Annotated in this window: 18 protein-coding genes; 5 read left to right on the plus strand and 13 right to left on the minus strand. The window is 61.9% G+C overall.

The features are described 5' to 3' along the window. Positions 1–203: 203 nt before the first annotated feature. Genes AWB66_RS11325 through AWB66_RS11335 form a run of 3 tightly spaced genes read left to right on the plus strand, consistent with a single transcriptional unit; the run spans position 204 to position 5913 of the window. Positions 204–1304 (plus strand): efflux RND transporter periplasmic adaptor subunit, encoded by a 1101-nt coding sequence (locus AWB66_RS11325; protein ID WP_235021091.1) that lies wholly within the window; start codon positions 204–206, stop codon positions 1302–1304. After that, positions 1301–4465 (plus strand): efflux RND transporter permease subunit, encoded by a 3165-nt coding sequence (locus tag AWB66_RS11330; RefSeq protein WP_087630393.1) that lies wholly within the window; start codon positions 1301–1303, stop codon positions 4463–4465. The genes AWB66_RS11325 and AWB66_RS11330 overlap by 4 nt, the downstream gene beginning before the upstream one ends. After that, entirely contained in the window at positions 4462–5913 is a 1452-nt protein-coding gene (locus AWB66_RS11335) for an efflux transporter outer membrane subunit (RefSeq protein ID WP_087630394.1), read from the plus strand. The genes AWB66_RS11330 and AWB66_RS11335 overlap by 4 nt, the downstream gene beginning before the upstream one ends. Positions 5914–6563: 650 nt before the next feature. Here AWB66_RS11335 and AWB66_RS11340 read toward each other — a convergent pair. From AWB66_RS11340 to AWB66_RS11375, 8 genes are all read right to left on the minus strand, one after another. Continuing rightward, positions 6564–7196, minus strand: coding sequence for a hypothetical protein (locus AWB66_RS11340; RefSeq protein ID WP_125469710.1), 633 nt, complete (start codon positions 7194–7196; stop codon positions 6564–6566). Between the two features lie 506 nt (positions 7197–7702). Beyond that, complete coding sequence (locus AWB66_RS11345; protein ID WP_087630396.1) at positions 7703–9148, minus strand: hypothetical protein; 1446 nt, start codon at positions 9146–9148, stop codon at positions 7703–7705. An 11-nt stretch (positions 9149–9159) separates the two neighbouring features. After that, complete coding sequence (locus tag AWB66_RS11350; protein WP_087630397.1) at positions 9160–9444, minus strand: PAAR domain-containing protein; 285 nt, start codon at positions 9442–9444, stop codon at positions 9160–9162. A gap of 1 nt (position 9445) precedes the next feature. Further along, a complete protein-coding gene (locus AWB66_RS11355; protein ID WP_143328352.1) occupies positions 9446–10819 on the minus strand; it encodes a hypothetical protein in 1374 nt (457 codons plus the stop codon). A gap of 82 nt (positions 10820–10901) precedes the next feature. Continuing rightward, positions 10902–14417 carry a type VI secretion system Vgr family protein gene (locus AWB66_RS11360; protein WP_087630399.1) on the minus strand — a complete coding sequence of 1172 codons (3516 nt, stop codon included), beginning with the start codon at positions 14415–14417 and terminating at the stop codon, positions 10902–10904. 160 nt (positions 14418–14577) lie between these two features. Beyond that, complete coding sequence (locus AWB66_RS11365; RefSeq protein WP_087630400.1) at positions 14578–14766, minus strand: ESPR-type extended signal peptide-containing protein; 189 nt, start codon at positions 14764–14766, stop codon at positions 14578–14580. A gap of 340 nt (positions 14767–15106) precedes the next feature. Then, positions 15107–16351: a class I SAM-dependent methyltransferase gene (locus AWB66_RS11370; protein ID WP_087630401.1), complete on the minus strand. Its 1245-nt coding sequence runs from the start codon at positions 16349–16351 to the stop codon at positions 15107–15109. A gap of 298 nt (positions 16352–16649) precedes the next feature. Beyond that, positions 16650–18911 (minus strand): AsmA family protein, encoded by a 2262-nt coding sequence (locus tag AWB66_RS11375; RefSeq protein ID WP_087630402.1) that lies wholly within the window; start codon positions 18909–18911, stop codon positions 16650–16652. 122 nt (positions 18912–19033) lie between these two features. Between AWB66_RS11375 and AWB66_RS11380 the strand changes: the two genes are divergently transcribed. After that, on the plus strand, positions 19034–19780 hold the full coding sequence (locus tag AWB66_RS11380; protein ID WP_087630403.1) for an ABC transporter ATP-binding protein: 747 nt from the start codon (positions 19034–19036) through the stop codon (positions 19778–19780). Next, positions 19777–20577 carry an ABC transporter permease gene (locus AWB66_RS11385; protein WP_087630404.1) on the plus strand — a complete coding sequence of 267 codons (801 nt, stop codon included), beginning with the start codon at positions 19777–19779 and terminating at the stop codon, positions 20575–20577. Before AWB66_RS11380 ends, AWB66_RS11385 begins: the two co-directional genes overlap by 4 nt. 74 nt (positions 20578–20651) lie before the next feature. Here AWB66_RS11385 and AWB66_RS11390 read toward each other — a convergent pair whose 3' ends face one another. From AWB66_RS11390 to AWB66_RS11410, 5 genes are all read right to left on the minus strand, one after another. Then, complete coding sequence (locus AWB66_RS11390) at positions 20652–21785, minus strand: DGQHR domain-containing protein (protein WP_087630405.1); 1134 nt, start codon at positions 21783–21785, stop codon at positions 20652–20654. 455 nt (positions 21786–22240) lie between these two features. Then, a complete protein-coding gene (locus AWB66_RS11395; RefSeq protein WP_087630406.1) occupies positions 22241–22714 on the minus strand; it encodes a VOC family protein in 474 nt (157 codons plus the stop codon). 32 nt (positions 22715–22746) lie between these two features. Then, the gene (locus tag AWB66_RS11400) at positions 22747–23217 is read right to left on the minus strand and encodes a VOC family protein (RefSeq protein ID WP_087630407.1); all 471 of its coding nucleotides are present in this window, start codon (positions 23215–23217) and stop codon (positions 22747–22749) included. Positions 23218–23365: 148 nt separating this feature from the next. Next, on the minus strand, positions 23366–25306 hold the full coding sequence (locus AWB66_RS11405) for a hybrid sensor histidine kinase/response regulator (protein ID WP_087630408.1): 1941 nt from the start codon (positions 25304–25306) through the stop codon (positions 23366–23368). A gap of 125 nt (positions 25307–25431) precedes the next feature. Then, complete coding sequence (locus AWB66_RS11410) at positions 25432–25896, minus strand: response regulator (protein WP_087630409.1); 465 nt, start codon at positions 25894–25896, stop codon at positions 25432–25434. Between the last annotated feature and the right edge of the window lie 5 nt (positions 25897–25901).

Here is a 25901-nt window from a genome sequence, read left to right on the forward strand (position 1 = left end):
ATTCATCGTGCATTGCCCGGTGTATCGCCGGAAAGCCCGTCGTCATTGGCGTTCCGGCCGCTTGCCGTGCTCCTTCATGCATCCCCCGTGTCTCGAAATCGACCGCCGCGCGCCCCGCGCCAAGGTTTTCGAGCCGCCTGATCCCGCCTTCGGCGTCGAGGTCTTCCGTGAATTCTTCTCACTGCGTGCTTCCGTCGAACCGAATCCGCGCGCTGGCTGGTGCCTCCCTTCTCTTTACGTTCGTCGTGCTCGCCGCCTGCGGCAAGAAGGAAGCGCCGGCACCCGCGTTAAGGCCGGTCGTCGCCGTGGCCGCCGAGGCCGATGGACAGCCGCCGCGCGCCACCCTTCCCGGTCAGATCGAATCGCGCTATTCGACGCCGCTCTCGTTTCGCGTCGGCGGGAAGATCACCGAGCGGCGCGTGCGGCTCGGCGATACCGTGAAAGCCGGACAGATCGTCGCGAAGCTCGATCCCGCAGATGCGTCGAAGAACGCCGCCAGCGCCGCCGCGCAGCTCGAAGCCGCCCAGCACCAGGCCGTCTACGCGCGACAGCAACTCGATCGCGATCGCGCTCAGGCCGCCGAGAACCTGATCGCCGCGGCACAGCTGGAGCAGACGCAAAACGCGTATGCCACGGCCATCGCGCAGCTCAATCAGGCGCAGCAGCAGGCGGGGCTCGCCGCCGATCAGCTGAAGTACACGACGCTCATCGCCGATCATGCGGGCGTCGTCACGTCCGAGCAGGCCGATACCGGCCAGAACGTCACCGCCGGCCAGCCCGTCTACAACCTCGCGTGGAACGGCGACATCGACGTGGTCTGCGACGTCCCCGAAAGCGCGCTGTCCGCGCTCACGGTCGGCGCGCGCGCGAGCGTCACGCTCGGCGCGCTGCCGGGCAAGTCGTTCGCCGCGCGCGTGCGCGAACTGTCGCCCGCCGCTGATCCGCAGAGCCGCACCTATCGCGCGAAGCTCACGCTCGAAGCGCCGACGCCCGACGTGCGCCTCGGCATGACCGCCGACGTCACGTTCGCGCAAGCCGTCGCGACGCCGCACGCCGGCGTCTTCACGCTGCCCTCCACGGCCCTCTTCCACGACGACAAAGCGCCCGCCGTCTGGGTCGTGAAAAGCGATAACGCGCTCGAACTGCGCCGCGTCGAGGTCGCGCGCTATGGCGAGCGCACCGTCACCGTCACGCGCGGGCTGAACGCGGGCGAGCGCGTCGTGTGGCAAGGCGTGCATACGGTTTCCGCCGGCGAGAAAGTGCGGGTCGTCGCCCCGCTGCATCGCGAGGACTTCGCGTCATGAGCACGCGCGAGCCGCAGCAGAACAACGACGACTACCGCCACGAGGAAGGCCGCTTCAATCTGTCGGCGTGGGCGCTCAGGCATCGCGCGCTGGTCGTCTTCCTGATCGCGATGGCGACGATCTTCGGCATCATTGCCTACACGCGGCTCGCGCAGTCCGAGGACCCGCCGTTCACGTTTCGCGTGATGGTGATCCGCACGTTCTGGCCGGGCGCGACCGCGCGCCAGGTGCAGGAAGAAGTCACGGACCGCATCGCGAGGAAGCTCCAGGAAACGCCGTCGACCGATTTCCTGCGCAGCTACTCGCGCCCCGGCGAATCGCTCTTGTTCTTCACGATGAAGGACGGCGCGCCGCCGAGCGAAGTGCCCGAAGAGTGGTATCAGGTAAGGAAGAAGGTCGGCGATATCGCGGCGACGCTGCCGCAGGGCGTGCAAGGCCCCTTCTTCAACGATGAATTCGGCGATGTCTACACCAACATCTACACGCTCGAAGGCGACGGCTTCTCGCCCGCGCAACTGCACGACTACGCCGATCAGTTGCGCGCGGTGCTGCTGCGCGTGCCGGGCGTCGCCAAGGTCGATTACTTCGGCGATCAGGACGAGCGCATTTACGTCGATATTCCGAACACGCAGTTGACGCGCCTGAACATCTCGCCGCAACAGATTGCCGAGGCGATCAACGGACAGAACGCGGTCGCGCCGGCGGGCACGATGAACACGCCCGTCGATCGCGTGTTCGTGCGCCCGAGCGGCCAGTTCACCGACATGAAGGCGCTCGCCGACACGCTGATCCGCGTGAACGGCCGGTCGTTTCGTCTCGGCGACATCGCGACGATCAAGCGCGGCTATGTCGATCCACCCGCGACGCAAATGCGCTTGGGCGGCCAACCCGTGCTCGGCATCGGCATCACGATGCAGCCGGGGCAGGACGTCGTGCGGCTCGGCCGTGCGCTCGACGCGAAGACCGCCGATCTGCGCGCGCACTTGCCCGCGGGTTTGAAACTCGCGGAGGTGTCGAGCATGCCGCATGCGGTCTCGCATTCCGTCGACGATTTCCTGGAGGCGGTCGCCGAAGCAGTCGCGATCGTGCTGGTCGTGAGTCTCGTGTCGCTCGGCGTGCGCACGGGCATGGTCGTCGTGATCTCGATTCCGGTCGTGCTCGCGGTCACCGCGCTCTTCATGTATTTCTTCGATATCGGCCTGCACAAGATCTCGCTCGGCACGCTGATCCTCGCGCTCGGGCTGCTCGTGGACGACGCGATCATCGCCGTCGAGATGATGGCCGTGAAGCTCGAACAGGGCTGGAACCGCACGCGCGCCGCGGCCTACGCGTACACGAGCACGGCCTTCCCGATGCTGACCGGCACGCTCGTCACGGTCGCGGGCTTCCTGCCGATCGCGCTCGCGAAATCGAGCACCGGCGAATACACGCGCTCGATCTTCGAGGTGTCGGCGATTGCGCTGATCGCGTCGTGGCTCGCCGCCGTCGTGCTGATTCCGTTGCTCGGCTACAAGCTGCTGCCCGAGAGGAAGCGCGAGGCGCACGAGGCGCATCTGCCCGACGATCACGAACACGACATCTACGACACGAAGTTCTACGCCCGCCTGCGCGGCTGGGTGACGTGGTGCGTCGAGCGGCGCTTCGTCGTGCTGATCGTCACGGTCGTGCTGTTCGTGATCGCGCTCGGCGGCTTCGGCTTCGTGCCGCAGCAGTTCTTCCCGAGTTCGAACCGGCCGGAACTGCTCGTCGACGTGCGGCTGCAGGAAGGCGCCTCGTTCGATGCCACGCTGCGTGAAGCGAAGCGGCTGGAGAAGACGCTCGAAGGACGGCCGGAAATCGACCACGTCGTGAGCTTCGTCGGCACCGGCGCGCCGCGTTTTTATCTGCCGCTCGACCAGCAATTGCCGCAGCCGAACTTCGCGCAGTTCGTCATCACGGCGAAGACGGTCGAAGCGCGCGAGCAGCTTTCGCAATGGCTCGAACCGACGCTGCGCGACACATTCCCCGCGATCCGCACGCGTCTCTCGCGCCTCGAAAACGGGCCGCCGGTCGGCTATCCGGTGCAGTTGCGCGTCTCCGGGGACGACATCGCGACCGTGCGCAAGATCGCCGAGCAAGTGGCCGCCGACATGCGCGCCGACTCGCGCACGACCAACGTTCAGTTCGACTGGGACGAGCCGTCCGAGCGCTCGGTGCGCTTCGAAGTCGACCAGAAGAAAGCGCGCGAACTCGGCGTGAGTTCGCAGGACGTGTCGAGCTTTCTCGCGATGTCGCTCTCGGGCTACACGGTCACGCAGTATCGCGAGCGCGACAAGCTGATCGGCGTCGACCTGCGCGCGCCGCTCGCCGAACGCGTCGATCCGTCGCGGCTCGCGACGCTCGCGATGCCGACGCCGAACGGTCCGGTGCCGCTCGGCACGCTCGGGCACGTCGTCAACGACCTCGAATACGGCGTGATCTGGGAACGCGACCGGCAGCCGACCATCACCGTGCAGTCGGACGTGAAGGCGGGCGCGCAGGGCATCGACGTGACCAACGCGATCGACAAGAAGCTCGACAGCACCTTGCGCTCGACGCTGCCGGTCGGCTACCGGATCGAAGTCGGCGGGCCGGTCGAGGAAAATGCGAAGGGACAGAGCTCGATCAACGCACAAATGCCGATCATGGTGATCGTCGTGCTGACGCTGCTCATGATCCAGTTGCAAAGCTTCGCGCGCGTGATGATGGTGGTGCTCACGGCGCCGCTCGGGCTGATCGGCGTGGTCGCGGCGCTGCTCGCGTTGGGCAAGCCCTTTGGCTTCGTCGCGATGCTCGGCGTGATCGCGATGTCCGGCATCATCATGCGCAACTCGGTGATCCTGATGGACCAGATCGAGCAGGACATCGCCGCCGGACACAAGCGCTTCGACGCGATCGTCGGCGCGACCGTGCGGCGCTTCCGCCCGATCACGCTCACCGCCGCCGCTGCCGTGCTCGCGCTCATCCCGCTATTGCGCAGCGACTTCTTCGGTCCGATGGCGACCGCGCTGATGGGCGGCATCACGAGCGCGACCGTGCTCACACTGTTTTATCTGCCGGCGTTGTATGCGGCGTCGTTTCGCGTGAAGAACGACGAACGCGCGCGACCCGGCGAGGATGCGCCGGAAGGAGTCGAACCATGATGAAGGTCTGCAAAGTGACAGCGGCGTCGTTGGCCTGCGCCCTCGCCGCCTGCTCGTTCGGGCCGAGCGGCACGCCGCCCGCGATGCCGCAGCCCGCGCATTACGGCGCGCTCGCCCAGCCGAACGCGACCGCCGAAGCGCAAGGCGCATCGCAGCGCTTTGACGTCGGGGCGAAACCGGTGCCCGAATGGTGGAAGCTGTATCGCTCGGACGCGCTGAACGCGCTCGTCGACGAAGGCTTGCGCAACAGCCCGAATCTCGCCGCCGCCGACAAGAGCCTCGCCGCCGCGCGCGAGCAACTGAAGGCGCAGGTGGGCGCGTCACTGCTGCCGTCGATCGATGCCGGCGGCCAGGCCGCGCGCCAGCGCGGTCTCGGCGTGCCGGAATTCGGGCCGCCGACCGCCGTCTATAACCTCTTCGTGGGCCAGATCCAGGCGCAATACACCTTCGATCTGTTCGGCGCGGCGCGCTACGAGAATGCAGCGCTCGCGGCGCAAGTCGATCAGCAGTCGTTTCAACTCGACGCCGCCCGCCGCGCGCTCGCCGCCAACATTGTGACCGGCGCGATCGGTGCGGCCGCGCTCGCGGCGCAGATCGACACGACCGAGCGCCTCGTCGCGCTCGCCAACGACGACGCGCTCGACGCACAACGCCGCTATGCGCTCGGCTCGGCGTCGCGCTCGGAGGCGCTCAGTGCCGAGCAAAGCGCGGCATCGCTCGCGGCGTCGCTGCCGGGCCTGCGCGCGCAATGGCTTGTGACGCGCCATGCGCTCGCCGTCCTGCTCGGGCGCACGCCGGATCGGGCCCCCGACGATCTCGATTTCGCGAGCCTCACGGTGCCGGACAGCGTGCCGGTGGTCGTGCCGTCGGAGTTGCTCGCGACGCGCCCAGACATCCAGGCCGCGGACGCCGCGCTCAAGGCGGCGGCCGCGCAGGTCGGCGTGGCGACGGCGCAGTTGTTCCCGAGCCTGTCGCTGTCGGCATCGATGGGCAAGGGCGGCTTTAGCTGGCCGACCGCGCTGTCGGGCGCGGGCGCGTTGTGGAGCATCGGCGCGTCGCTCTCGCAGCCGATCTTTCACGGCGGCGCATTGCTTGCGCAGCGGCGCGCGGCGCTCGATACCTACGACGCCGCCGTCGAACAGTACAAGCAGACCGTGCTCGCGGCGTTTCAGAACGTCGCGAATACGCTTGCGTCGCTGGAACAGGACGCGGCGGCGCTCGCGTCGAGCGATGCGGCGAGCCGCACGTCGCGAGGCGTCTTCGACGACACCGCCGGGCGCGTGCGGCTTGGCGCCCTGCCGCCGCGTGCGGCGCGCGCGAGCGAGCAGCAGTACCGCAACGCGCAGCTCAACACGATCCGCTATGCGAGCGCGCGGCTGACCGATACCGCTTCGCTCTTTCAGGCGATGGGGTCGCCGGCCGGCATGGCGCAGGCGGCATCGCGATGAACTGACCGGACGGGAAAAGTTGTCCCCAGCCGATGGGGACCAGTCTGTTGAAAAGCTTCGGACAACGACGCCAAGTGCCTGATGCACAAGGGATTACCGATGCCGCACGAAAGCGCGTCAACGGCGCTCGCGGAAGGCGCAAGTTATCCCCGTCGAATGTTGACAGACCTGTGGACAAGCACGTAGCGATTGCATCATGCCGTTGATTCGACTGGATAAAACGTTCGCGATGCGCTTTGCATCAGTTGGGCGGGCGTCGCGCGGGCGACCTGGCCGCGCCGGAATTATCCACAGCTTCGGTGCATAACCCTGTGTGTAAATCACACCCTCTGATAAGCAGCCCCGCCACATAAGGCTTTGCAGGCGGCGTGTGGGGAAAATTGCGTCCCCCACGATCCCCCAAACATCCATTCCCCTACGTTTCCCCACACGTTGCGGTGCGGGGAAACCTTCGTCCCCCTACGGCGGGACCGTCCTACGTATTAGACATGTGTCGCGTCGAGGACTCAAGCTAACGGCGTCCCCTAACGAGGACTTACACGGCAAGTGGCTTGTCTAATGCTCGGACAAGCTGGCTGTCGACGCTGCATTGCACATGATCTAGGGAACGGTGAACGTGTTCCCCATGGGACGCGATGATAGGACGCCCCCTACAGTCCTTCGAGCGACACAAAGTGCCACTGCCCGAACTCGGGATCGAACAGTGCGGCTTCCCGACATTCCATCAGGCGCGCTTCTGCCGTTTCCATCGATTTCAGCGCGCACTCAAGCGTCCGCTTCTGGCGCTCGAAAGGCCATTGTAAAAGTTCGCGATAGGTATCCCGCCAAGCGAAAAGGCCCGCGCGTTCATGCAACCGGTCAACCTGTTCCATCGCCTCATCGTCCACTTCGAAGCGCGCTGGAAATCCAGTGGACGTGCCGTGATAGAGAAGTCGCGCACAGGTCGCCGTATTGCGGCCCTGCGCCAGTACGATCTTCCGGTTCTTCGCGGGCCACGCCAGCCGCAACTGCGCAATCAATCCCGACCCTTCCGCATTGGCGAATACGTCAGGATCGACCGAGTTGGCCTCACGGACGAAGTACTGCATGCCTTGACTGCTTCTGTACGCCAGGTCAATCAGGGCGTGCACAAACGAGAGATGGCACACTACCGCGCGCCCGCCAGCGGTCATGCTTGCTGCTGTGTCCAGCGAACCATCTTCTCGCGAGCGGACCAGCACAAATACCGGCGTCTCTTTGAAATACGCACACCTGCCAATGTCCTGGTTCCCAGGTTCCTTCATGGCGCGACCTCATCAGTTCAAAATCACACCCTGTGATTTTTGCTCGTCCTGCCCCAGCTTCAGAGCATCGACCATTCCGCGCCCTGGTGCACCCGCATGGATTCCGGCACGGGTTGCAGCCGCCAGGGTGAACCATGCTCCCTGTACCACCGGTTGCGCCCCTCCCAGGTGAACGGCCTGCCTTGCACAGGCCGTCCTCAATCGCCTCCATGTACATGACGGTCGAGACATAGAACCGCCAGCGGCGGATTCCTGACAGCGCTATCGCCCCTGCAACATAGAGCCACGCGCACACCGCTACGGTCACGGGATATTCCCAGACCGGTGCCCGGTCCCACCAGCCCCACAAGGCGAAGGCCGCAAGCAGCACCGCACATGCCATCGCCAGCAGCAGCCACTTGCTGACACGGACCTTCATGTAGACCCTGCGCCATCGTTCACGGGACTGCACACGTGATTCGAACGGCGCGGCATACCGTGCATATTTAGGCATGTCGTTCTTCTTCTCAAAATCCAATAACGCTCCCCACAAAGTCCACGGTCGATTCGACCATTCGTGAGAAAAGCCCAGGACGACGGATGATGAAAACCGCCAGCATGAAAAAGACGGTGAGACACGTAACGATCGTGTCCGTTGTACTCCAGCCCTTGTCCGGTGACAGCAGCATGTTGACCGTCCAGACCGACGTGAGTACGCCGAACTCAGGACCCAATATCGGCCTGTAGCCGTATTCCTCCTTCCATGGCACGTCCACCGGAGCCGGTTCCTTCGCCACCAGATTCAGCGCGACACCCTGCTCGTGGGGCAGGGCAATGAGCTGTGGCCCCTGGCCGAAATGCGCCATCCTCGCGGCCAGCGCCTGAATCACCCAGCGCGCCACGGGGGCCTGCGGGCCGATGGCCGGATCGAGCGCGTGCGCTTCTACCTTCAGGCCGGACTCCCTCACCGCGCCAAGCGTCGCATGCTGTGCCAGCCCCTTGAGTCCGCTGTGCCAGAAGTGACGGATACGCTCGCTAGGCACCTGTTCGGCCTTGAGCAGCGAGGCAAGCAGTCTGTCTGCCTGATCGGCGTCGCCGGTAATCTGGCGCAGCAGCCACGCCTGGCGTTTCAGGTCCGGCTTCTCGACCATGAGTGCAGGCGACCCCAGCAGTAGTGCTACCGCCGCTTCCGAGGTCTCCGGCTTCTCATCCGGTCCTGCGTCGTTCAGATGCCAAGCGAGTAGGAGCCGATACCTTGGAGTCCTGTCCTGCTCATACCAATAGGGGCGGGCCTCGTCCTCGAACCACTTATCAGCAAAGCCAACGTCGCGACGGTTATCCAGCCACCGCACTACCGGTTTGCCCGGTAGCTCCAGCCTGCCCCAGGCTGCCAGAACCTCGCTGCACAGCGCCTCGTAGTCGCACTGCATCACGATCTCGAACGATCCGCCTTTCGCCGCCTGCACGAGCTTCGCGGACAGCGGCGTAAGCAACGCATCCAGCAGGCGATTCAGACGCGAGCCATCATCCGCCGCATCGATGCTTCTCAACTCCATTGCCTTGCCGGGATTCTCGGGCGGTGTGCCTTCGAGTGCCAACATGCGCTCGGCCAGGTCCGGCTCGGGCGTGAGGATCACGCTGTCGAGCACCGCCATGCCCGAGCGGCTTTGCTGCTGCCAGCCGGTTATCTGGTGCCAGCGCGCCGAATTATGTTCTGCGGCCTGCGTCGCCGGGATGTCATACGCAAACCAGTGCACAAGACAACTCAGTGCCAGCCAACAGAAAACCGGCACCGCGACCGCGTAATGCAGCACTCTGTCCCAAGGTACGGAGCCGGTCTTCGGCAGGCCAGGCACCACCATTGCGAGGGCGGCACCCTCGACAATCACGTACAGCACGAGATAGAACCAGATGGGCAACGGCTCGTATGACACCCGCTCGGACGGGAACTGCGGGTTCCAGCGAAAAACCATTCAACCTCCAGTCAGTCAACCGTCCATTCGTGCTGCGAGGCAAGCAGCAGGGGTTTCGGATTACAGGCGCACAGGCAGAAGTCGTTCTCCAGCGCGGGCACCTTGCCGTACCAGTCCTGTTCGAAGCGCTCACCGTTGCGGCCTATCCTGCCGGTCGTGCCGCAAGCCGGACAGGTCACGGGTGCGCCGATATAGCCCATCCTGCGTCCGTTATAGGCGGTGCCATCGATGCCATCGGTCACGATCCCGCGCGCGGTGGTGCAGTCGCCTTCGTAAATATGGGCGCGTGCTCCCATCTCAGGCTCCCACCCATTCCCAATCAGCCCGCTCCCCCGCACCTTTGATCAATGGCATCGGCTGGCCGCGCCGCAGCGTCACGAGGCTCGATAGCTCGTGGCGGTATTCCGGGTACAGGGAATCTGATCCCGCATTGATGCGGGGCACCCAGCGCCCGCTGCGCGGACAGGTCGAACCCGCCGCGCAGAACTGGCGGGTGTCATCGATCATGTCGAACGACCACTGCTTGACCGGTGTCGGCGCGGTGGCCTGCCACTCCCACTGCACTGGCCCGTTGATGTTGATGCCGCTCCCGTTGTCCATCGGCATCTTGACGTTTTCGGTAGTGGCGACGTCCCCGGCCTTGAACGGCTTAACCTGAAGGCTGCGGTAGCGGATACCAGAAATCAGCGCCACCGCGCGATACAGGCCATCCTCCGCGAACGCTTCACCAGGCTTGACTGGCTGCGAGGACATGGTGGCGCGATGCGTCGCCTCCCACTGCTCGCGCTCCTGCGGGGTCAACGGGTAGGCATGATCGAAGCTAATAGATCGAGAGGATTTTTCATCCGAGACAAGGTTAGCTTTTTCAACATGCTGTCCATCACTGTCCACGATCGTAAGTTCCATATCGGCTGCCACTCCAAATCTGTATTCTCCAGCCTCAAATTTCTCGTTTGGGTTCGTTATAAACACCAAAGTCTTCTTTTCGCTTGGCTGCAAGAAAATCCATTCAGGTACAGATTCAACTCCGACAATTCTTGCGGTAATCAGCTCAAAATCGAAACCGTCATATTCCTGCCCGTTTTTTATGAGAAGCCCGCCCACCGATAAGCTATTCCTCATGGAAGGACTCTTCCACAAATCTGGACGCTTGAACTTTATAACGCGCTCACCTGCGTTATAAAAATCGACGCCCACCCGGAAGCCATCGTTACTTCTCTGGATCGATGAGACGTCTATACTTAGCTTTACTCTTCTACTTCCACTGCTAACAACGTAGGAGATAACTTCACCCAGCAGTTTAGTCGCCTCTTCGAATGTTTCCTTCGGCATTAAAGACAGGCTGCCATTCATCAATTTGAATGTTCCATCGCCAGACGTGCATGCTGAAGTGAATGTTTCGGCTGGGTCCGTGCTTTGGGGTGCGAATGGACGCCCAGCCTGGCTTCCTGACGCACAAGCAATCTGATTGAATTTTCTCACTGAATCAATGCTCGCCGAGTCCAAACGGGTGTTAAAAATACCTCCGCCGTTAGCACAATGCTCGCAGCCGCGAAATACTTTCGCAGTAGCAAATCCATTTTCATCGACACTCAGTGAAATATTACCGAAGTTAAGGCCACCTGCCCTACTCACGGTCAGGACAATATCCGACATCTTATTCTCTTGCATTTCCGCTCCATTCGCCAGCACGTAATTTGTGCCGCAAGCCAAGAAGGCAGTCCATAACAAGCAAAGGGCTTTGCACACAAACTTATTCATAGCCGATTTTCCATTTCTTATTAGTGCCCTTGGAAAATTCAGATCGCACGTATTCCAAATAATAGGGCTCGATGGTCGCAGTAGGCGCCTGACCCGGCTTCGCCGCCGCGAAATTACAGCCCAAGCCCATTACATTAGTCGCTGTGTGAATTTTCCATATTGGCTTTCCCGCCATAGCATCAGCCCAATCGAAACGAAGTTCCTGCGCCTTTGATACGTATTCCTTATGCACGCCACCTTCATCTTCAAAATACTCATCTGGATATGCGAACAGATGCCCGCACTCATGAGCTTGAACGTTGCTTACGTCCGGATCATCCGAAAATCTGGTAACTGAACTTTGCTTAAAATTTGTGCTTAGGTAGCCCCAGTTCAGATTATTCGCCCGATATGATCGCATAAACATTCTGATTTGCTGATCACAAGTTCCATATGGACTTCCCGGTGCAATAATCTTAAATTCGACCTGAAATTTGACGGCCACGCGACATCCGCACGCCGCACCTTTCGGGCAATCCATTATCAGTTTATGACCACCCTGATTCAGCACTGATTCAATTCTTGATTTTACATTTGCAAAATCAAAAATGGACGCATCACCGTCAAACGGCTTCTCTTCATAAGTCACATCTCTTCGATGACCTGCGTTTTGGTCATAACCAAACGGGAAGGAAACCTTTGCACCACCTGGTTCAGTCAAATATTTACCATCTGCACTTTTGGCAAGGATATCCCAAAGCTCCACGCCGATCTTGACAGTCGCTGTAAGCAATTTGTCTTTGCCTTTGTATTCCAAAGCCCACGTTGTGGACGCTGGCCCGCTAACTAATTTTCGACTTTGATCGGGATTTTTCAGCGGTTGACTCTTATCGCTTCCATATCCAAAATAAGACGGCGTTTCCCGCTGCACCGTGCATGCCCGCTTCAAATCGCCAATGCCAGAGCCACATGGATCAGGCTTGTCCATCTTGACCGGCATGGATAGCTGAGGAATAGGCGCTGGCCCCTCTGATTCTCCCGATGCCGGTGCGCCTTCAGTTCCCGTCGCTTGTTCATCCTTGTTGCCCGCAAACAGTGACTTCAAGCCGCTCAATGGCGAATTTGCCACAGCGTCAGGTCCCTCTACGGGTTGCGTCTCAGGCGTCATCGCGTCAGGAAATTCAGCACTGGTCCGCCATACCTCGCAGCTCGTCGTGTACGGTACGAACACCGGAGCGAAAGCCGCACCGCCCAAATCCATCTGCGCAGGCCCGGTCCCCTTCACGCCAGCCGTGCGATACAGCACGGCGCCACGCGAACCGATCTCGACGCCGCTCCCGCTGACCTTCACGTAGGTGCCGTTCACGTTCAGGATGATTTCCTTCGCCGCCTTCACGTGAACCACGCCGTTGACCGACTCGACGGACATATCCTCCTGCGAGGCGAGCTGCATGCGGCCACGCTGGGCCTGCGCAACAAAATCCCCCGCCGACGTGATGAGGCTCATGCCCTTCTGCGAGAACATCGACACCATGTCACGCGCAGCGACCGTGAACCGTTTGAGCGTACTGAAATGCACGCCCTTCTTCGCGGTGCCGATGATCGAACCGTCTGCGGCAAGATGCACACCATCGCCGGACGCCACGCCCACCGGCCCCGGACCCGTGACCAGGACGCCAGGCTTTTTCAGCTCCTTCAGGCCATCGTTGATACCCTTCTGCGCATCCAGGTCGGCGGGCGATGCCTTCGACGCCCCGGCAGAATCAGCAAGTGACTTGACGAACACCTGATGATCCTTCAGTTGCGCATCCGTCTCATCCATCGCGAGCACCTTGCCGCTGCCGCCGGCCTGGTTGTACGCGGTCAGCATCGCACCTGCACCGCCGCGCCCGACCAGGTGACCCGACGTCCTCAGTTCAGCACCCGTGCCACGCTCCTTCAGTTCACGGTCTGGTATGAATCCGAGGTTGAGTTGCGAGCGGCCCGAATGCTCCGTGCTGAGTTCGATCCCTTGCTGATCGTCCCAGTCATCCATCCACATCTTGTTGCCGGACTGGGTGCGGATTTCATTACGCGATATACGCCGTCGCGAGGAATTGATGAGGTCGGGACGCTGGCTGTTCGGCATGAAGCCCGCCAGGATCGGCTTGTTCGGGTTGCCTTCACGAAACGCGACTAGGGCTTCGTCACCGTCCAGCGCAGGCATGTGCATGCCGGTGTTGTTCTTGCCTGAAAACGGCTTCGCCAGCCGCAACGGTACGCTCTCCGCACCTTTGGGCCAGTTCCCGAAGTCGCAATGAAAGCGCGCAATGTATTCCCCTTTGTCGGTCAGGAAGGCAAATTTGTATTTATCCGGAGAACAGATCGTTGCGCCGAGTGTGCCGTGTATCCGGGGCCACCGATTTTCGTCGATAGCCATCCGATACGGACGGTCAGCCGGGATGGCGGTAAAGCGGTTCATGTAGCTGGCGTCCCGCGCGCCGCTATGCACGACCTTTGTAATGAACATGCCCCATGTCGTATCTTCAAGCTCCCGGTCTGAACGCACGACACGACCCGGCCTGAGCGCCAGCACGGTCGACTTCACCTTGTAGCGAACCTGCTGTGCAAGCGCTGCCTCATGCCGCAACTTTGCCTCGCGCTTCGCGCCTTCCGCGTCTCCATGATGCGTGCCCCACACGTAGGGCGTGCCAACCATCGTCTCGTCGTCCGATACAACGCGGCTTTCGTTGCGCAGAACCTCCCACGCACTTTCCGGGTTGTAGTCGGCAACGGCAAAGGATTCAGGTACGGTGCGGGTACGCACCCTGAAGGCAAAGATGGCCTCCTCGAACGTTGACAACCCGGCAGTGGGACGGTCAAGCACCATGATGGGGGGCCGCTCGTAGCCATCGACATCATCGGCAATCACCAGCACTTCACCGTGTTCGTCAGCCGTCGTGAAGCAGAACAGGCCGGCCTGCTCCATTTCCAGCCTGATATAGGCCCAGTCCCCTATGTTGAACTGGAACCGGAAGTCGTGTCTCGGATGCACACGTTTCAGGCGGAATTCAATCTGCATCCAGAAGCGGATTTCGTGACGCTCAAGGATAGCTTTGATGATTTCCCACGATGTCATGCGCTGGTAGGTGACGCAGTTGCTTGGGCCGTCAAGCAAGGCGAGTCGCTGGCGCACCACAACGTGATAGCTACAACCATCGCGCGATTCCGATACCAGATCAAAGCGCGACACAAAGCCGTTGAATGTGCGCATTTCGCGCCCGTCCTCGGGCTGGATCGAGAACTCTGCCAGGTGCCCGAGCACCTTCTTTCTGCTGACCGGTTCTGGCGTCGAGATCACCGCCTTGATCCGGTACGGCTCGCAGATTTCCTCATGCACTTCCCACGATACGACCGATACAACAGGCAGGGGGTTCGCCCTTCCAGTGCCAGTGTCCCGGTCAACCTGCTGCGGCTTGCGCGGCGTGAACTTCATGTGCGCGGACTGCCGTCCCGTCAGATACGTTCTCAAACGATCAGATTCCGACATACTTCTCCTGTCAATGTCCAGTCTTGTTCTTGTTGCACACGCACCTGCAGATATGCGCGAGTGCCGACCAGCACGATGCGATTCGCGTACATTCCGCCGATCTGGCTCACGTCGATGGAAATGCCGGGCGCCGGACCATCACCTGCAGTGGACGCCGCGTTCAGCGTGTCTGGATGACCAACGGCGCGGCGAAAGCGATTTGCCGCAATGAAAAAATCACAGGGTGTGATTTCGGCCCGCGTGCCGTCGTCGGTCCGGCGCCCTTTCCCGTTGTTGTCTCGGTTTCCTCGACGGCGACAAGGATCTTTCTCAGACCGCTGAATACCAGCCGGTAATTGTTCTTGTTCATGAGGTTCGTTCGTTATGCTTATTTGCAACAACCCACAAAATAGCGCCAGATGGAATGTTCAGGTTAGAACCGCTCCTCAGTCGTGCACTTGATGCAACGAATCATGGAGAATCGGAATTTCCTCATATAGTTCTGCCGAAACATGCCGTCGCCTCAACAGGCGAAAAAAAGCCCGCGCAAGGCGGGCAAAAAAAGCTTTCGCATACGAGAGTTGGGTGCAGCGAAGGCCTACGTGACTGTCCGAGGCTCGAACTGTGACGCCGGTTGATGATAGGGACAGGTCCGCAGCAACGCGTCGTTTGAGTCGCCAATCGCATTTCATACGCGCCCACGCATCACCTCAAAGCTTCCTCACAACGAATTCGATACCGCATTCGGCGAATGCGGTGCGCGTCTGATCGAAGCGCGGAAGTCCCGGCAGAAAACCTTGAGTCAGGCGCTCGACCTTTTCGATGCTGACTTCGCCATCGAACCCTTGCAGCATTTCCAGCACGTTGACCGAAACCGGCGACCAGCTCCGGTGCTTGAACATCGTGAACGTGTGCTTATGGTCGCCGTTGAACGTCGACGGCCAGACGCCCTGCTCGTACATGTCCTCGTCCGGGACCGTGACGACGAGATGTCCGCCGGGCGCGAGCACGCGCAGCCACTGCTGGATCGCCGCATGCGGCTGCATCACATGCTCGAGGCAATGCGCCGAATAGACGAAGTCGAATTGCTCGTCGCGCACGTTCGCGAGGAACTGCGCGTCGCCCTGCGCCCAGTCGTAGACCGTCACGCTGCCCATGCGCGGAAACAGGCGGTGGTACAGCCCGATGCTGTCCGGCCCGCCACCGATATCCAGGCCGTTGCCCACCAGCCAGCGATTGCTGAAGCGCGCGTCGTGCATGCGTCGATTGATCGACATGCACGTCGTACCGGGCACGCCAAGATGTAGGATATCGGGACTGGTCCGGTCGCCGGGACGCACCCATTTCGTCAGGTCGCACGCGCCCCACGCCAACGGCCAGAGCACCGCATAGCCCATGTCTTCCGCATGCCAGTGAACGCTGTGCGTCGCGTGATAGCTTTCGAGCAACGCGACGAATTCGGTTTCCTTGTGAAACGCGTTCTCGACCGCGTCGGGCAACGGCCCGAACGCCACGTCGAAATCGCGTCGATAGATTCGCACATCGTCGACGATCACCAGTGTGTCATCGATTTTTCCGCGCAAAAGTTCGAGTTCGGCCAAGAGCGGCAGGCGTTCATCGGCGGGGCGGCCGGTGTCCGAGTAACTTTCGCCGCCGTGGTCGGCGCCCGGATAGTGGGCGTCGAGAAAGACCAGGCAGCGGGAATCGCTCAGCGCACGGACCACGGACGGCGATCGCAGGAAGCTGAGGCTGTCGGCGTGCATGACCTGCACGCGCGCGCTTTGCTGCGCCTTCGCGAACAGCGGCTCGTAGATCTCGCACGACAGCGCCTGCGTAAAGCCGGCGTCGAGCGCCGCGTTGCAAGACGTGCCCTGGCCGTAGCCCGTCTCGATCAGGTGCGTCACGCGGTGTTCGGCGACGAGGCGGTTCAAAACGAAACGGTTCAGGTTTCCCATGGTCGATGATGGCTTGGAGATTCGTTGTCGATGGTCGATGAAAGGCTGCGGCCACATGAAACCAGTGCCTGCGGCAACTCTATTAGGAATGCGTATGGTAATACAGCGCTGCGCGCACTATATCTGGCGCTGAAAATGAAACGTAAAAATGTGTGATTCGACGAGTGGCGCACTCGAGCCTGCGACGGGTTCCGCTCTGTCACCGGCGACGGACGCACGAAAAGAAACGGCCGGCGACGCTTTCGCGTCGCCGGCCGCCAGCCATGCCAGGATCAGACGTGCAGGAAGCCCCGCGTGCTCAGCTCCCCTTGTACTGCGCCGCACTCGCGGGCGACGGGCTCGCCGGCGCGGGCGCCTTCGGTGCCGATGCGCCCGCCGCATCCGACGACATATACGCCGGCGCCGCCTTCGCCTTCTGCTGCTGGCCCGCGGCCGGCGCGCTCGGCGCATTGCGCATGTCGGCGAGCATCTGCTGGCAAGGCAGCGGCTTGTTGTTGCTCGGCGCGATGAGCGGAATCAGCGCGGCGAACGGGTTGATCAGCCCAAGGCCCACCGCCGCCGCGCCGCGCACCGCGAGCGCGCCCGCGTTCACGCCCACGTGCGGGTCCTTGAACGTGCCCTTCACGTAGAGCGGCGAGCGCAGCGAGAACACGCGAAAGCCCTTCGTATGCGGATGGATCGCGAGATCCATTTCCTCGGTCTTCAGGTCGACGTTGCCATCCATGTTGATGACGGCATCGTCGGTATCGAGCGCGAACACGCGCGATTCCAGCACGCCGTTGGTCGCGACGAAATCCGCCGCCGCGCAGTTGATCTTCACGTCGCGCTTGCCGAAGAGTTTCTCGTACACGACGTTCGCCACGTTTAAGCCCGCCGCTTCCATGTAAAGACGGCTGACCGTGCCATCCGTGATCAGCGCCTTCACTTCGCCGTTCGAGGTCGCCGCGAGCGTCGCGGGCGAGTTGCCGGTCGCCGAGAGCGCCGCGTCGCCGTTCACTTCGCCGAGCGCCGACTGCATCGTCTTCACGTTCGGGAAAAGCTGTTTCAGCTTCAGATGCCGGGCCTCGGTCGAGACGCGGCCCTTCAGCGGCGTCGTGCTGCCGTCGAGGTGAATGTTCGACGCGAGCGAGCCGCCCGCCACGCCGAATTTGAGCGGTTCGAGCGAGAGGACGCCGTCCTTCATCACGACGTGCGTGTAGAGATCGGTGATCGGCAGGTCCGGGTCCTTGATGATGCGACGGCCCGTGAACTTGACGTCGGTATCGATGGCCTTCCAGCGGTCGGTCTTGAACTCTTCGGTCGGCAGCGCCTTCGCCGATGGCTGTTTCTTCTCCTCGCCGCGCTTGGCCTTGCTCGCGTTCGAATCGGCGCCGATGATCGGCGCGAGATCGGAGAATTGCAGCAGATGCGAAACCAGTTCGCCGGACAAAAGCGGACGCGGCTGTCGTCCCGCGTAGACGAGCGAGCCGTTGATGTCGCTGCCGCCCACGCGGCCGGTGAAGTTCTCGTACTTGAAGACGTTGCCTTCCTTCTTGAACTGCCCGACGAGCCGTCCTTCGGTCGCATACGGCGGCGTCTCGGGCAGCGTGACGCCCGTGATCGGATAGAGATGCGCCATGCTCACGCCTTGCAGCCAGAGCCGCAGGTCGAGCGCCGCGAGATGTGCCGGATCGGTGACGGTGCCCACGAGCGCGATATGCGTGTCGCCGATCCGGACGTCCGCCTGCACGGGGAACGGCCGCTCGGCGTCCTGTATCGCGAGCACGCCGCCCACCTTGCCTTCGCCCGACACGGCCGTCTTGTTGTAGGTGCCCTTAACCGTCCAGCCGATGCCATACGGCGGAACCGGCGGCTTCGGACCGTTCTTCGTCGTGATGCTGTTGCCCGCCGACGTGCTGGCGGGATTCGCCGGCGCCCCGCTCGCCGCGGCCGCGGCTGACGCCGCCGAGGCCGCCGACGCCTCGGAGGCGGCCTCGGCGCTCGCCACCGGCTGGCCGAGCGTATCGACGACCGCCTGCATGTCGGCTTTCGTGATCTCGTCCGACACGGCGATCGCGCCCTTCGCGAAGGCGACGTCGTGCAGCTTGAGATTCCACGTCGACGGCTCGGTCGACTGCTGGAATTTGAACGTCCAATTGTTGCGGTTGTCCTTCAGGCGTTCCAGATCGATCGACGGATTGACGAGGTTGATGGTCGGAATCACGATGTCGTGCGCGAGGAGCGGCAAAAGCGCGACCTGAAACTCGATTTCGTCGAGCGTCGCAAAATAGGGCTGCTTCGCCCAGTCCGGGTTCGCCACCGTGATTTTTTGCGCGGTGAAGCGCGGCCACGGCACCCAGCGCTTCCAGCCGGTTTCGCTCGGCGGGCGCGCCCAGCCGAGCTTGAGATCGCCGGTAATGTGAAATTGCCGGCCGATGGCCTGCGACACCTTGTCGTCGACCCACGGCCGCGCGCGATTCCAGTCGAAGGTTAAGAACACGACCACGATCACGGCGATCAACAGCGCCAGAATGGCGAAGAACCATGCCACAATTTTTCCGATCTTCCGGCCCTGCGCCATGGCGGCTCCAACGTTTTTTCTAGTTGCGATCGGCGCAGCATGTAGCGTGCCTGCTTTGACCGCCGCCCCGCGCGCGGCCGATTCGCTTTAAGATCGCTCGCCAGTCCCCACACACCATCGACATGCCCAACCCGCATCAGGCTTTCGACGCCTTGCCAGCGACGCCGTCGCGCGACACGCGTGCCGCGCTGATCGCCGCATGCGGCGTCGAGCGGCGCGACCCGGTGCGCCGGGCGATCCTTCTTCACCCGACCGACTTCGTGCTGCGCGAAGGCGATCGCGCGGTGATCACGGGTCCGTCCGGCTCCGGCAAGAGCGTATTCCTGCGCACGCTCGCGCTGCTCGATCCGGTCGATGCCGGGCGGATTCTGTGGCGCGGCGAGCCCATCGCGCGGGCGCGCGTGCCGACGTATCGACGGCAGGTCGCCTATATCGCGCAGCGGCCGGCGATGCTCGACGGATCGGTCGAGGACAATCTGCGCTATCCGTTCAGCCTGAAGGTCTACCGCGATCTGCGTTTCGATCGCGCGACGGTCGCGCGGCTCGCGGCGGCGGCAAGCCGCGGCGACGATTTCCTCGACAAACGCGCGAGCGAACTGTCCGGCGGCGAGGCCCAGATCGCGGCGCTGATCCGCGTCCTGCAACTCGCGCCCGATGTGCTCCTGCTCGACGAGCCGACCGCATCGCTCGATCCGGACTCCGCGCGAGAAATCGAAGCGCTGGTTGGCGCGTGGGCGGCTGAAGCGCCGGCGCGCGCGCGCATCTGGATTTCACACGATCCCGCGCAGGCACGGCGCGTCGGCAACCGGCAACTGACGATGGTCGCGGGCACGCTGAGCGAGGCTTTATCGCATGAGGGCACGCCATGAGCGGCTATCAGAATCTGAGTCTCTTCGACATCGCACTGTCGGCGGCGCTGATCGTCGTGAACGGGGCGCTCTCGGTGGCGCTCAGGCTCGATCTGGAGCGCAAGCTCGCGTGGGCGGCGGTGCGCACGGTCGTGCAACTGCTTCTGATCGGCTATGTGCTCGGCTGGGTGTTCGAATTCGACCGCTGGTATGTCGTGCTGCCGCTGATGGCGGTGATGACGCTGATCGCCGGTTTCTCCGCCTCGAATCGCGGACGGCGCACGTACGCCGGGCAACGCGCCGACAGCATCGCGTCGATCTGGGCGAGTTCGTGGCTGGTCGGCGCGTTCGGGCTTTTCGTCGTGATCCGGATTCATCCGTGGTACGAGCCGCAATACGCGATTCCGATCCTCGGCATGATCCTCGGCAATACGCTGACGGGCGTGTCGCTCGGCATCGAGCGCATGACCGAGGAGCTGACCGCCGGGCGCGGCGCGGTCGAGATGTCGCTCGCGCTCGGTGCGACCCGCTGGGAAGCAGCGCAAGGCCCGGCGCGGCAGGCCGTGCGCGCGGGCATGATTCCGACGCTCAATCAGATGGCCGTGGTCGGGCTCGTCAGCCTGCCTGGGATGATGACCGGGCAGGTGCTCGCGGGACAATCGCCGTTGCAGGCCGTGCGCTATCAGATCGTGATCATGTTTTTGATCGCGGCGTCTTCGGCGCTGGGGACGGTCGGCGCGGTGGTGCTCACGTACCGGCGGCTGTTTTCGCCGGAGCATCGGTTTATCGGGGGAAAGCTGGTGGAGCGGAAGAAGTGACGAGCCGAGAACATGCAAAACAAAGGGTGCGTGCCAAAATGATCGGCCATTGCGCACGGCACCCCGGCACTTCCCTATCGTGCTGGACGCAGCTCCAGTGATACTTTGTGCAGCGCACGAATCATCTCTTGCAACACAACGTGAATAGCACCACTATTTAAAAAACTTGCGCGACCACCCTTGACCCACCAATCCGGATGAGCCACCCCTGAGTATTCGCCCTCCACATGATCGAGACAAGCCCTCAGAAGGGTGGCCATCGCCGGGAAATCGAAACGACCGGCGTTCTGCAGCTTCATGAAAAACGGCGTAGAAAATCTGCAGAATAAATCGACCCCATTACTCTTGTACAAGGTACTGGAGTTTCCGTTATCAAGAACTGACTTGATTGCCTTCCAATAGGTCAAAAATACTTCCTTCTCCTCTTCCAGATTTTCAAAGATCACCGAAAGTGGATTATTTGCCACCAAAACATATCGAAGAATCGCCTTTATAAAAGATCTTTGATTCACAGTGCTTTTATCTTTTTCGGCATTTGCCATCTGAATCTTGCCAAGCCACGGGGATTCCGCAGTCGCATTCAGATAATCCACGATTTTGATCGCCTTATCGACATCGCCTTTTTCGATGCGATTAAATATCCATTTTGGCAAACTTGGCATATCTGCCGGGGCGATCGCATCGGTTAAACGCGCGATAATTCTCTGCTCCACTGCTTTGTCCACACTTTTCTGCGTAGTATTGACGATCAAGAAATGACACATTTGATCAATTTTTGGAAGATTTACGGCGATGTTGACGGGCACCTCAAAATCCAAGATGGTCTTATCCCTCTCCGCAGCCATCCTTAAGCCTTCAAGTCTATGCTGACCATCGACGACACTAAAGGGGCCGACTAGTTGCAAGTCCATTTCGATAGTATTATTTTTTTCGTTGTACGCGACGGACTTATCAGTTGCCAGAAGGATCGATGTCGGCAAAAAGGCGTCGCGATTCTTCTGCCCCTTTAAAACGTAGTCGGCTAGCTTTTTAGCTCGATTAACATTTAACAATCGCTGATACCCCTTATCCGCACCATCATCTGGATCGAGTGTCTCTACATTAAAAAACCCATCTGAAACGATCTCCCTGACCTTGATACCAGCCATGAAGAGCGTCAATCCGCCTTGCTGCACACGTGCCGCGGGAACAACTAAAACTTTGGACATTTATCTTCTCTCAGATTGAACCAACAGACCCAGTTTTTCAACATTTGCGGAGCCGTCAGATTAACTCGAAATGTCACGAAGAAAAAACATCAAAATGTCAAAATTTGAGTTAAATTTTAAGACCTTAAGAAAGACGACTGCACGTCTCCGAGTGTTTTTGGGAATTTCCTTGATTCAAATAAGACCTATGGTGATGTGTTGCCGCTTGCCCACTCCGCAATACACCGGTCTTCGATGTATCTACTGGTTAAAGAATGGTGGAGACAGAAGCAAATGCAGGGCCAATCCAGGTATCGCCGTAAGTTTGACGTCAACTTTGCTTAGAGTAAGCCGTGGTCAAGAGAGCTGATACTGAATCATCTCTGCAAACTGCCCGGCAGCCCCCAATTCGTAAAATTTTGGCGCAGCAGGCCAAGCCTGATGCGCCGTATGATCAAGCTGATCAATCCAGTCATTCAATCGCCGTTATAAGCTCGCTCCAGCGCGGCGATATCCAGCTTGATCATGGTCCGCATCATCCGCATGGTCCTTGCCGCCTTCACCGGGTCCTCGTCCTGCAGCATCCCCATGAGCTTGCCCGGCGCGATCTGCCACGACACGCCGAACCGGTCGGTCAGCCAGCCGCACGCCATCGGCGAGCCGCCTTCCAGGAGCTTGTCCCAGTAGCGATCGATCTCGTCCTGCGTCTCGCACTTCACGAAGATCGAAATGGCCGGTGTAAAGGAGAAGTCCGGCCCGCCGTTCAGCGCGATGTATTCCGCGCCCAGCAAATCGAATGTCAAAGCCAGCACATTTTCAGCCGGCCCCGGCCCGGCTTCGCCATGAAGCATGGTCTCGCGGATGCGCGAATCAGGAAAGATGCCGGTGTAGAACTTCACCGCCTCTTCGGCGTTTCCATCGAACCACAGGCACGTGGCGATTTTCTGCATGAGACCTCCTTTAAGGTTCGCGTCACCCGGCTTCACTGACTGCCCATCTTCGACATCGCGTCCTGAACCTGCTCGGGCGTGACGTCGCGCGTATGCGTCGCGACCGACCAGCGGTGTCCGAACGGGTCCTCGAGCTGGCCGTAGCGGTCGCCCCAGAACATGTCGGCGACGGGCATCGTCACCCTGGCACCGGCCGCGACCGCCTGCGCGACGGCGGCATCGACGTCTTCGACGTACAGATGAATCGTGACGGGCGAACCCTTGAGCGTCTTCGGCCCGATCGCGCCGCAATCGGTCATTTCGTCGACGAGCATCAGGGTCGAATCGCCGATAGTCAGCGACGCGTGCATCAGCTTGCCGCCCGGGCCGGGCAGCCGCACCATTTCGACGGCATTGAACGCCTTGACGTAAAAATCGATGGCCTCGGCGGCGCCCGCGCACACGAGATGCGGGGTCAGCGAGTGCATGCCTTCGGGGATCGGTTTGACGGCGGGTGTGGACATGACGGCGGCTCCTTGGCCTGGGATCAGAGGTGTACCTCGGGTGGACCGGATCGCGCCCCGCCTGTTTGCCGGGCGCTCCACCCCTACGACGAGCGAGCCGCCCCGGAATCGACAGTCGCCGCGCAAAAATTCCGCGTCGCGCGACGCGTCACTCGCTGGCTGGTTTCTGTGCGAGCAAATGGATCAGCGCTTCGAGCCGCGCGAAATTCACGGGCTTGGTCAGATGGTCGTCGAAGCCGGCTTCGCGGCAGCGCCGGATGTCCTCGTCCATGCCGTATCCGGTGATCGCAACCGACGGCTTGCCCGGCTGCAGGTCCTGCCACGCGCGCGCGACGTCGAGGCCGCTTCCGTCCGGCAAACCGATATCGGAGACGAGCAAATCAAACGAATCGCTTTTCGCCAGCGCGAGCGCCTCGCCAACGGTCGACGCGACGGCCACCTGATGCCCCAGCACTTCGAGCACCTCGGCCATCGCCGACGACGTGTATTCGTTGTCCTCGACGAGCAGCACCTTGAGCGAGCGTCCAACCGCGTTCGGCTCCGCCGTGGCGTTCGGCGAACTCTCGTGCTCCGGCTCGGCTTTCACGAGCGGCAGCGTGAGCGTGAAGCGCGCGCCCTTGTCGCGGCCCTCGCTCTGCGCGGTCAGCGTGCCGCCGTGCTTCTGCGCGAGCGTGCTGGCGATCGCGAGGCCGAGCCCCAGGCCGCCGAACGCGCGCGTGATCGAATCGTCGGCTTGCTCGAACGCCGAAAAAATGCGCGGCAGCGCTTCGGCGCTGATGCCGATGCCGCTGTCCGTGACCGACACCGCGATCGTCGACGCGTCGGGGTTCCACGTGCGCACCTCGATGCGTCCATCGGACGGCGTGAACTTGACCGCATTCTTCATCAGGTTCCAGACGATCTGCTGCAGACGCGCGGCGTCGCCGAGCACGAGCGAGCCGCCCGCCTCGAAGCGCGTGTCGAGCGACAGCCCCTTCGCGCGCAGATCGGACACGGACATGTCGAGCGCGCTCGACATCAGCGTATCGAGCACGACGTGGGTGAAATTGAGGCTCAGCTTGCCGCGCGCGATGCTCGTGAGATCGAGCAGATCGTCGATCAGGCGCGCCTCCAGTTCGACGTTGCGGCGAATCAGATCGAGGGTGGGCAACGCATCGTCCGCCAGCTGGCGCTTCATTTCCAGCAGGCGCACAGCGGCGAGGATCGGCGTGAGCGGCGTGCGCAGTTCGTGCGACAGCACCGCCAGGAAGTGATCCTTGGCGCGGTTCGCCGTCTCGGCCTGCTCCTTCGCGAGGCGCAATGCGTCGGCGGCCATGTGCGCTTCGGTCGCGTCGCGGATGATCTTCGAAAAGCCGATCAGCTCGTGGCTCTCGGTGCGGATCGCGGTCGTGACACCCGAGGCGAAGAACGAATGGCCGTCCTTGCGCCAGAGCCAGCGGTCGTCGCTTGCGCTGCCCTCGCGCCGCGCGGTATCCAGCTCGTTCTCGAACACGCCGGCCTCGCGGTCTTCCGGGCTCAGGAACACGCTCGCCGAGCGACCGACGACGTCCTGCGCCGGATACCCCAGAATGCGCTCCGACGCCGCGTTCCAGGTGCGGATGCGCCCTTCCGGATCGAGCGTGATGACGGCGTAGTCCTTGAGCGCGTCGACGAGCAGGCGAAAGTGCGTCTCGGTTTCGCGCAGCACGCGCTCGACCGCGATGCGCTGCTGGCGTTCGGCGGCCTCGCGCATCGCGCGCCGCACGACGGCAGGCAGCCGTTGCAGGCGCTGCTTGAGGACGTAGTCGGTCGCGCCGCGCTTGAGCATTTCCACCGCGTGCTCTTCGCCGAGCAGTCCCGAAACGAAGATGAAAGGCGTGTCCGGCGCGCGCTCCGTCGCGAGCGTCAGCGCTTCGATGCCCGAGAACGTCGGCATCACGAAATCGGCGAGGATCACGTCGAACCGCGTCGATTCCAGCTGCGCGACGAAATTGGCTTCGTCATAGACGATCTGCGCCTCGACGGCGTAGTCGGCGCGTTCGAGCTGGGCCAGTGTCAGCTCCGCATCGAGCGCGTTGTCTTCGACGAGAAGCAGGTGCAGGGGCTGCATGTTCTAGGCGGCCTGTCTGGACAGCGCGCATTCGGCCGGGCGCATCGGCAGCCGATCTAGGTGCGTTCTTCGCGGAGGCATTCGCAAGGTCATACGTGAGGTGTTTCGCAACATGAGTCGCCGGGTCATTCGCTCGCGCTCGGACGCCGAAAGCGCGTCGAGCCCGGCGGCGGTTCGTTCAGCACGGCCCAGAATACGCCCAGATCGGCGATTGCTTCGACAAATTCGGAAAATTCGACGGGCTTCACCACATACGCATTCACGCCGAGTTCGTAGCTGCGCACCAGATCCTGCTCTTCGCGCGACGACGTCAGCATCACGACCGGAATGCTCTTGAGCGACGCGTTCGCGCGGATCATCTCCAGCACTTCGAGGCCGTCGACCTTCGGCAGTTTCAGATCGAGCAGGATCACGGCGGGGTTGCCCGGCACGCGGTCTTTCCACGCGCCGACGCTCGTCAGGTAGTCGATGGCTTCCTGGCCGTCGCGCGCGATGATCACTTCGTTCGCGAGCTGGCTCTTGTCCAGCGCGACGAGCGTGAGCTCCAGGTCGTTGGGGTTGTCTTCGACAAGAAGAATGGGTTTGAGCATGGTCG

Origin of the sequence: Caballeronia telluris (assembly GCF_001544495.1) — a bacterium.
GTDB classification, from domain to species: Bacteria; Pseudomonadota; Gammaproteobacteria; order Burkholderiales; family Burkholderiaceae; genus Caballeronia; species Caballeronia telluris.

Coding starts and splice junctions, on each gene's coding strand:
- AWB66_RS11340 (WP_125469710.1), bottom strand. CDS start 7,196: ATGAAGGAACCTGGGAACCAGGACATTGGCAGGTGTGCGTATTTCAAA.
- AWB66_RS11335 (WP_087630394.1), top strand. CDS start 4,462: ATGATGAAGGTCTGCAAAGTGACAGCGGCGTCGTTGGCCTGCGCCCTC.
- AWB66_RS11380 (WP_087630403.1), top strand. CDS start 19,034: ATGCCCAACCCGCATCAGGCTTTCGACGCCTTGCCAGCGACGCCGTCG.
- AWB66_RS11385 (WP_087630404.1), top strand. CDS start 19,777: ATGAGCGGCTATCAGAATCTGAGTCTCTTCGACATCGCACTGTCGGCG.
- AWB66_RS11370 (WP_087630401.1), bottom strand. CDS start 16,351: ATGGGAAACCTGAACCGTTTCGTTTTGAACCGCCTCGTCGCCGAACAC.
- AWB66_RS11345 (WP_087630396.1), bottom strand. CDS start 9,148: ATGGTTTTTCGCTGGAACCCGCAGTTCCCGTCCGAGCGGGTGTCATAC.
- AWB66_RS11395 (WP_087630406.1), bottom strand. CDS start 22,714: ATGCAGAAAATCGCCACGTGCCTGTGGTTCGATGGAAACGCCGAAGAG.
- AWB66_RS11390 (WP_087630405.1), bottom strand. CDS start 21,785: ATGTCCAAAGTTTTAGTTGTTCCCGCGGCACGTGTGCAGCAAGGCGGA.
- AWB66_RS11355 (WP_143328352.1), bottom strand. CDS start 10,819: ATGCAAGAGAATAAGATGTCGGATATTGTCCTGACCGTGAGTAGGGCA.
- AWB66_RS11365 (WP_087630400.1), bottom strand. CDS start 14,766: ATGAACAAGAACAATTACCGGCTGGTATTCAGCGGTCTGAGAAAGATC.
- AWB66_RS11400 (WP_087630407.1), bottom strand. CDS start 23,217: ATGTCCACACCCGCCGTCAAACCGATCCCCGAAGGCATGCACTCGCTG.
- AWB66_RS11360 (WP_087630399.1), bottom strand. CDS start 14,417: ATGTCGGAATCTGATCGTTTGAGAACGTATCTGACGGGACGGCAGTCC.
- AWB66_RS11405 (WP_087630408.1), bottom strand. CDS start 25,306: ATGCAGCCCCTGCACCTGCTTCTCGTCGAAGACAACGCGCTCGATGCG.
- AWB66_RS11330 (WP_087630393.1), top strand. CDS start 1,301: ATGAGCACGCGCGAGCCGCAGCAGAACAACGACGACTACCGCCACGAG.
- AWB66_RS11375 (WP_087630402.1), bottom strand. CDS start 18,911: ATGGCGCAGGGCCGGAAGATCGGAAAAATTGTGGCATGGTTCTTCGCC.
- AWB66_RS11410 (WP_087630409.1), bottom strand. CDS start 25,896: ATGCTCAAACCCATTCTTCTTGTCGAAGACAACCCCAACGACCTGGAG.
- AWB66_RS11350 (WP_087630397.1), bottom strand. CDS start 9,444: ATGGGAGCACGCGCCCATATTTACGAAGGCGACTGCACCACCGCGCGC.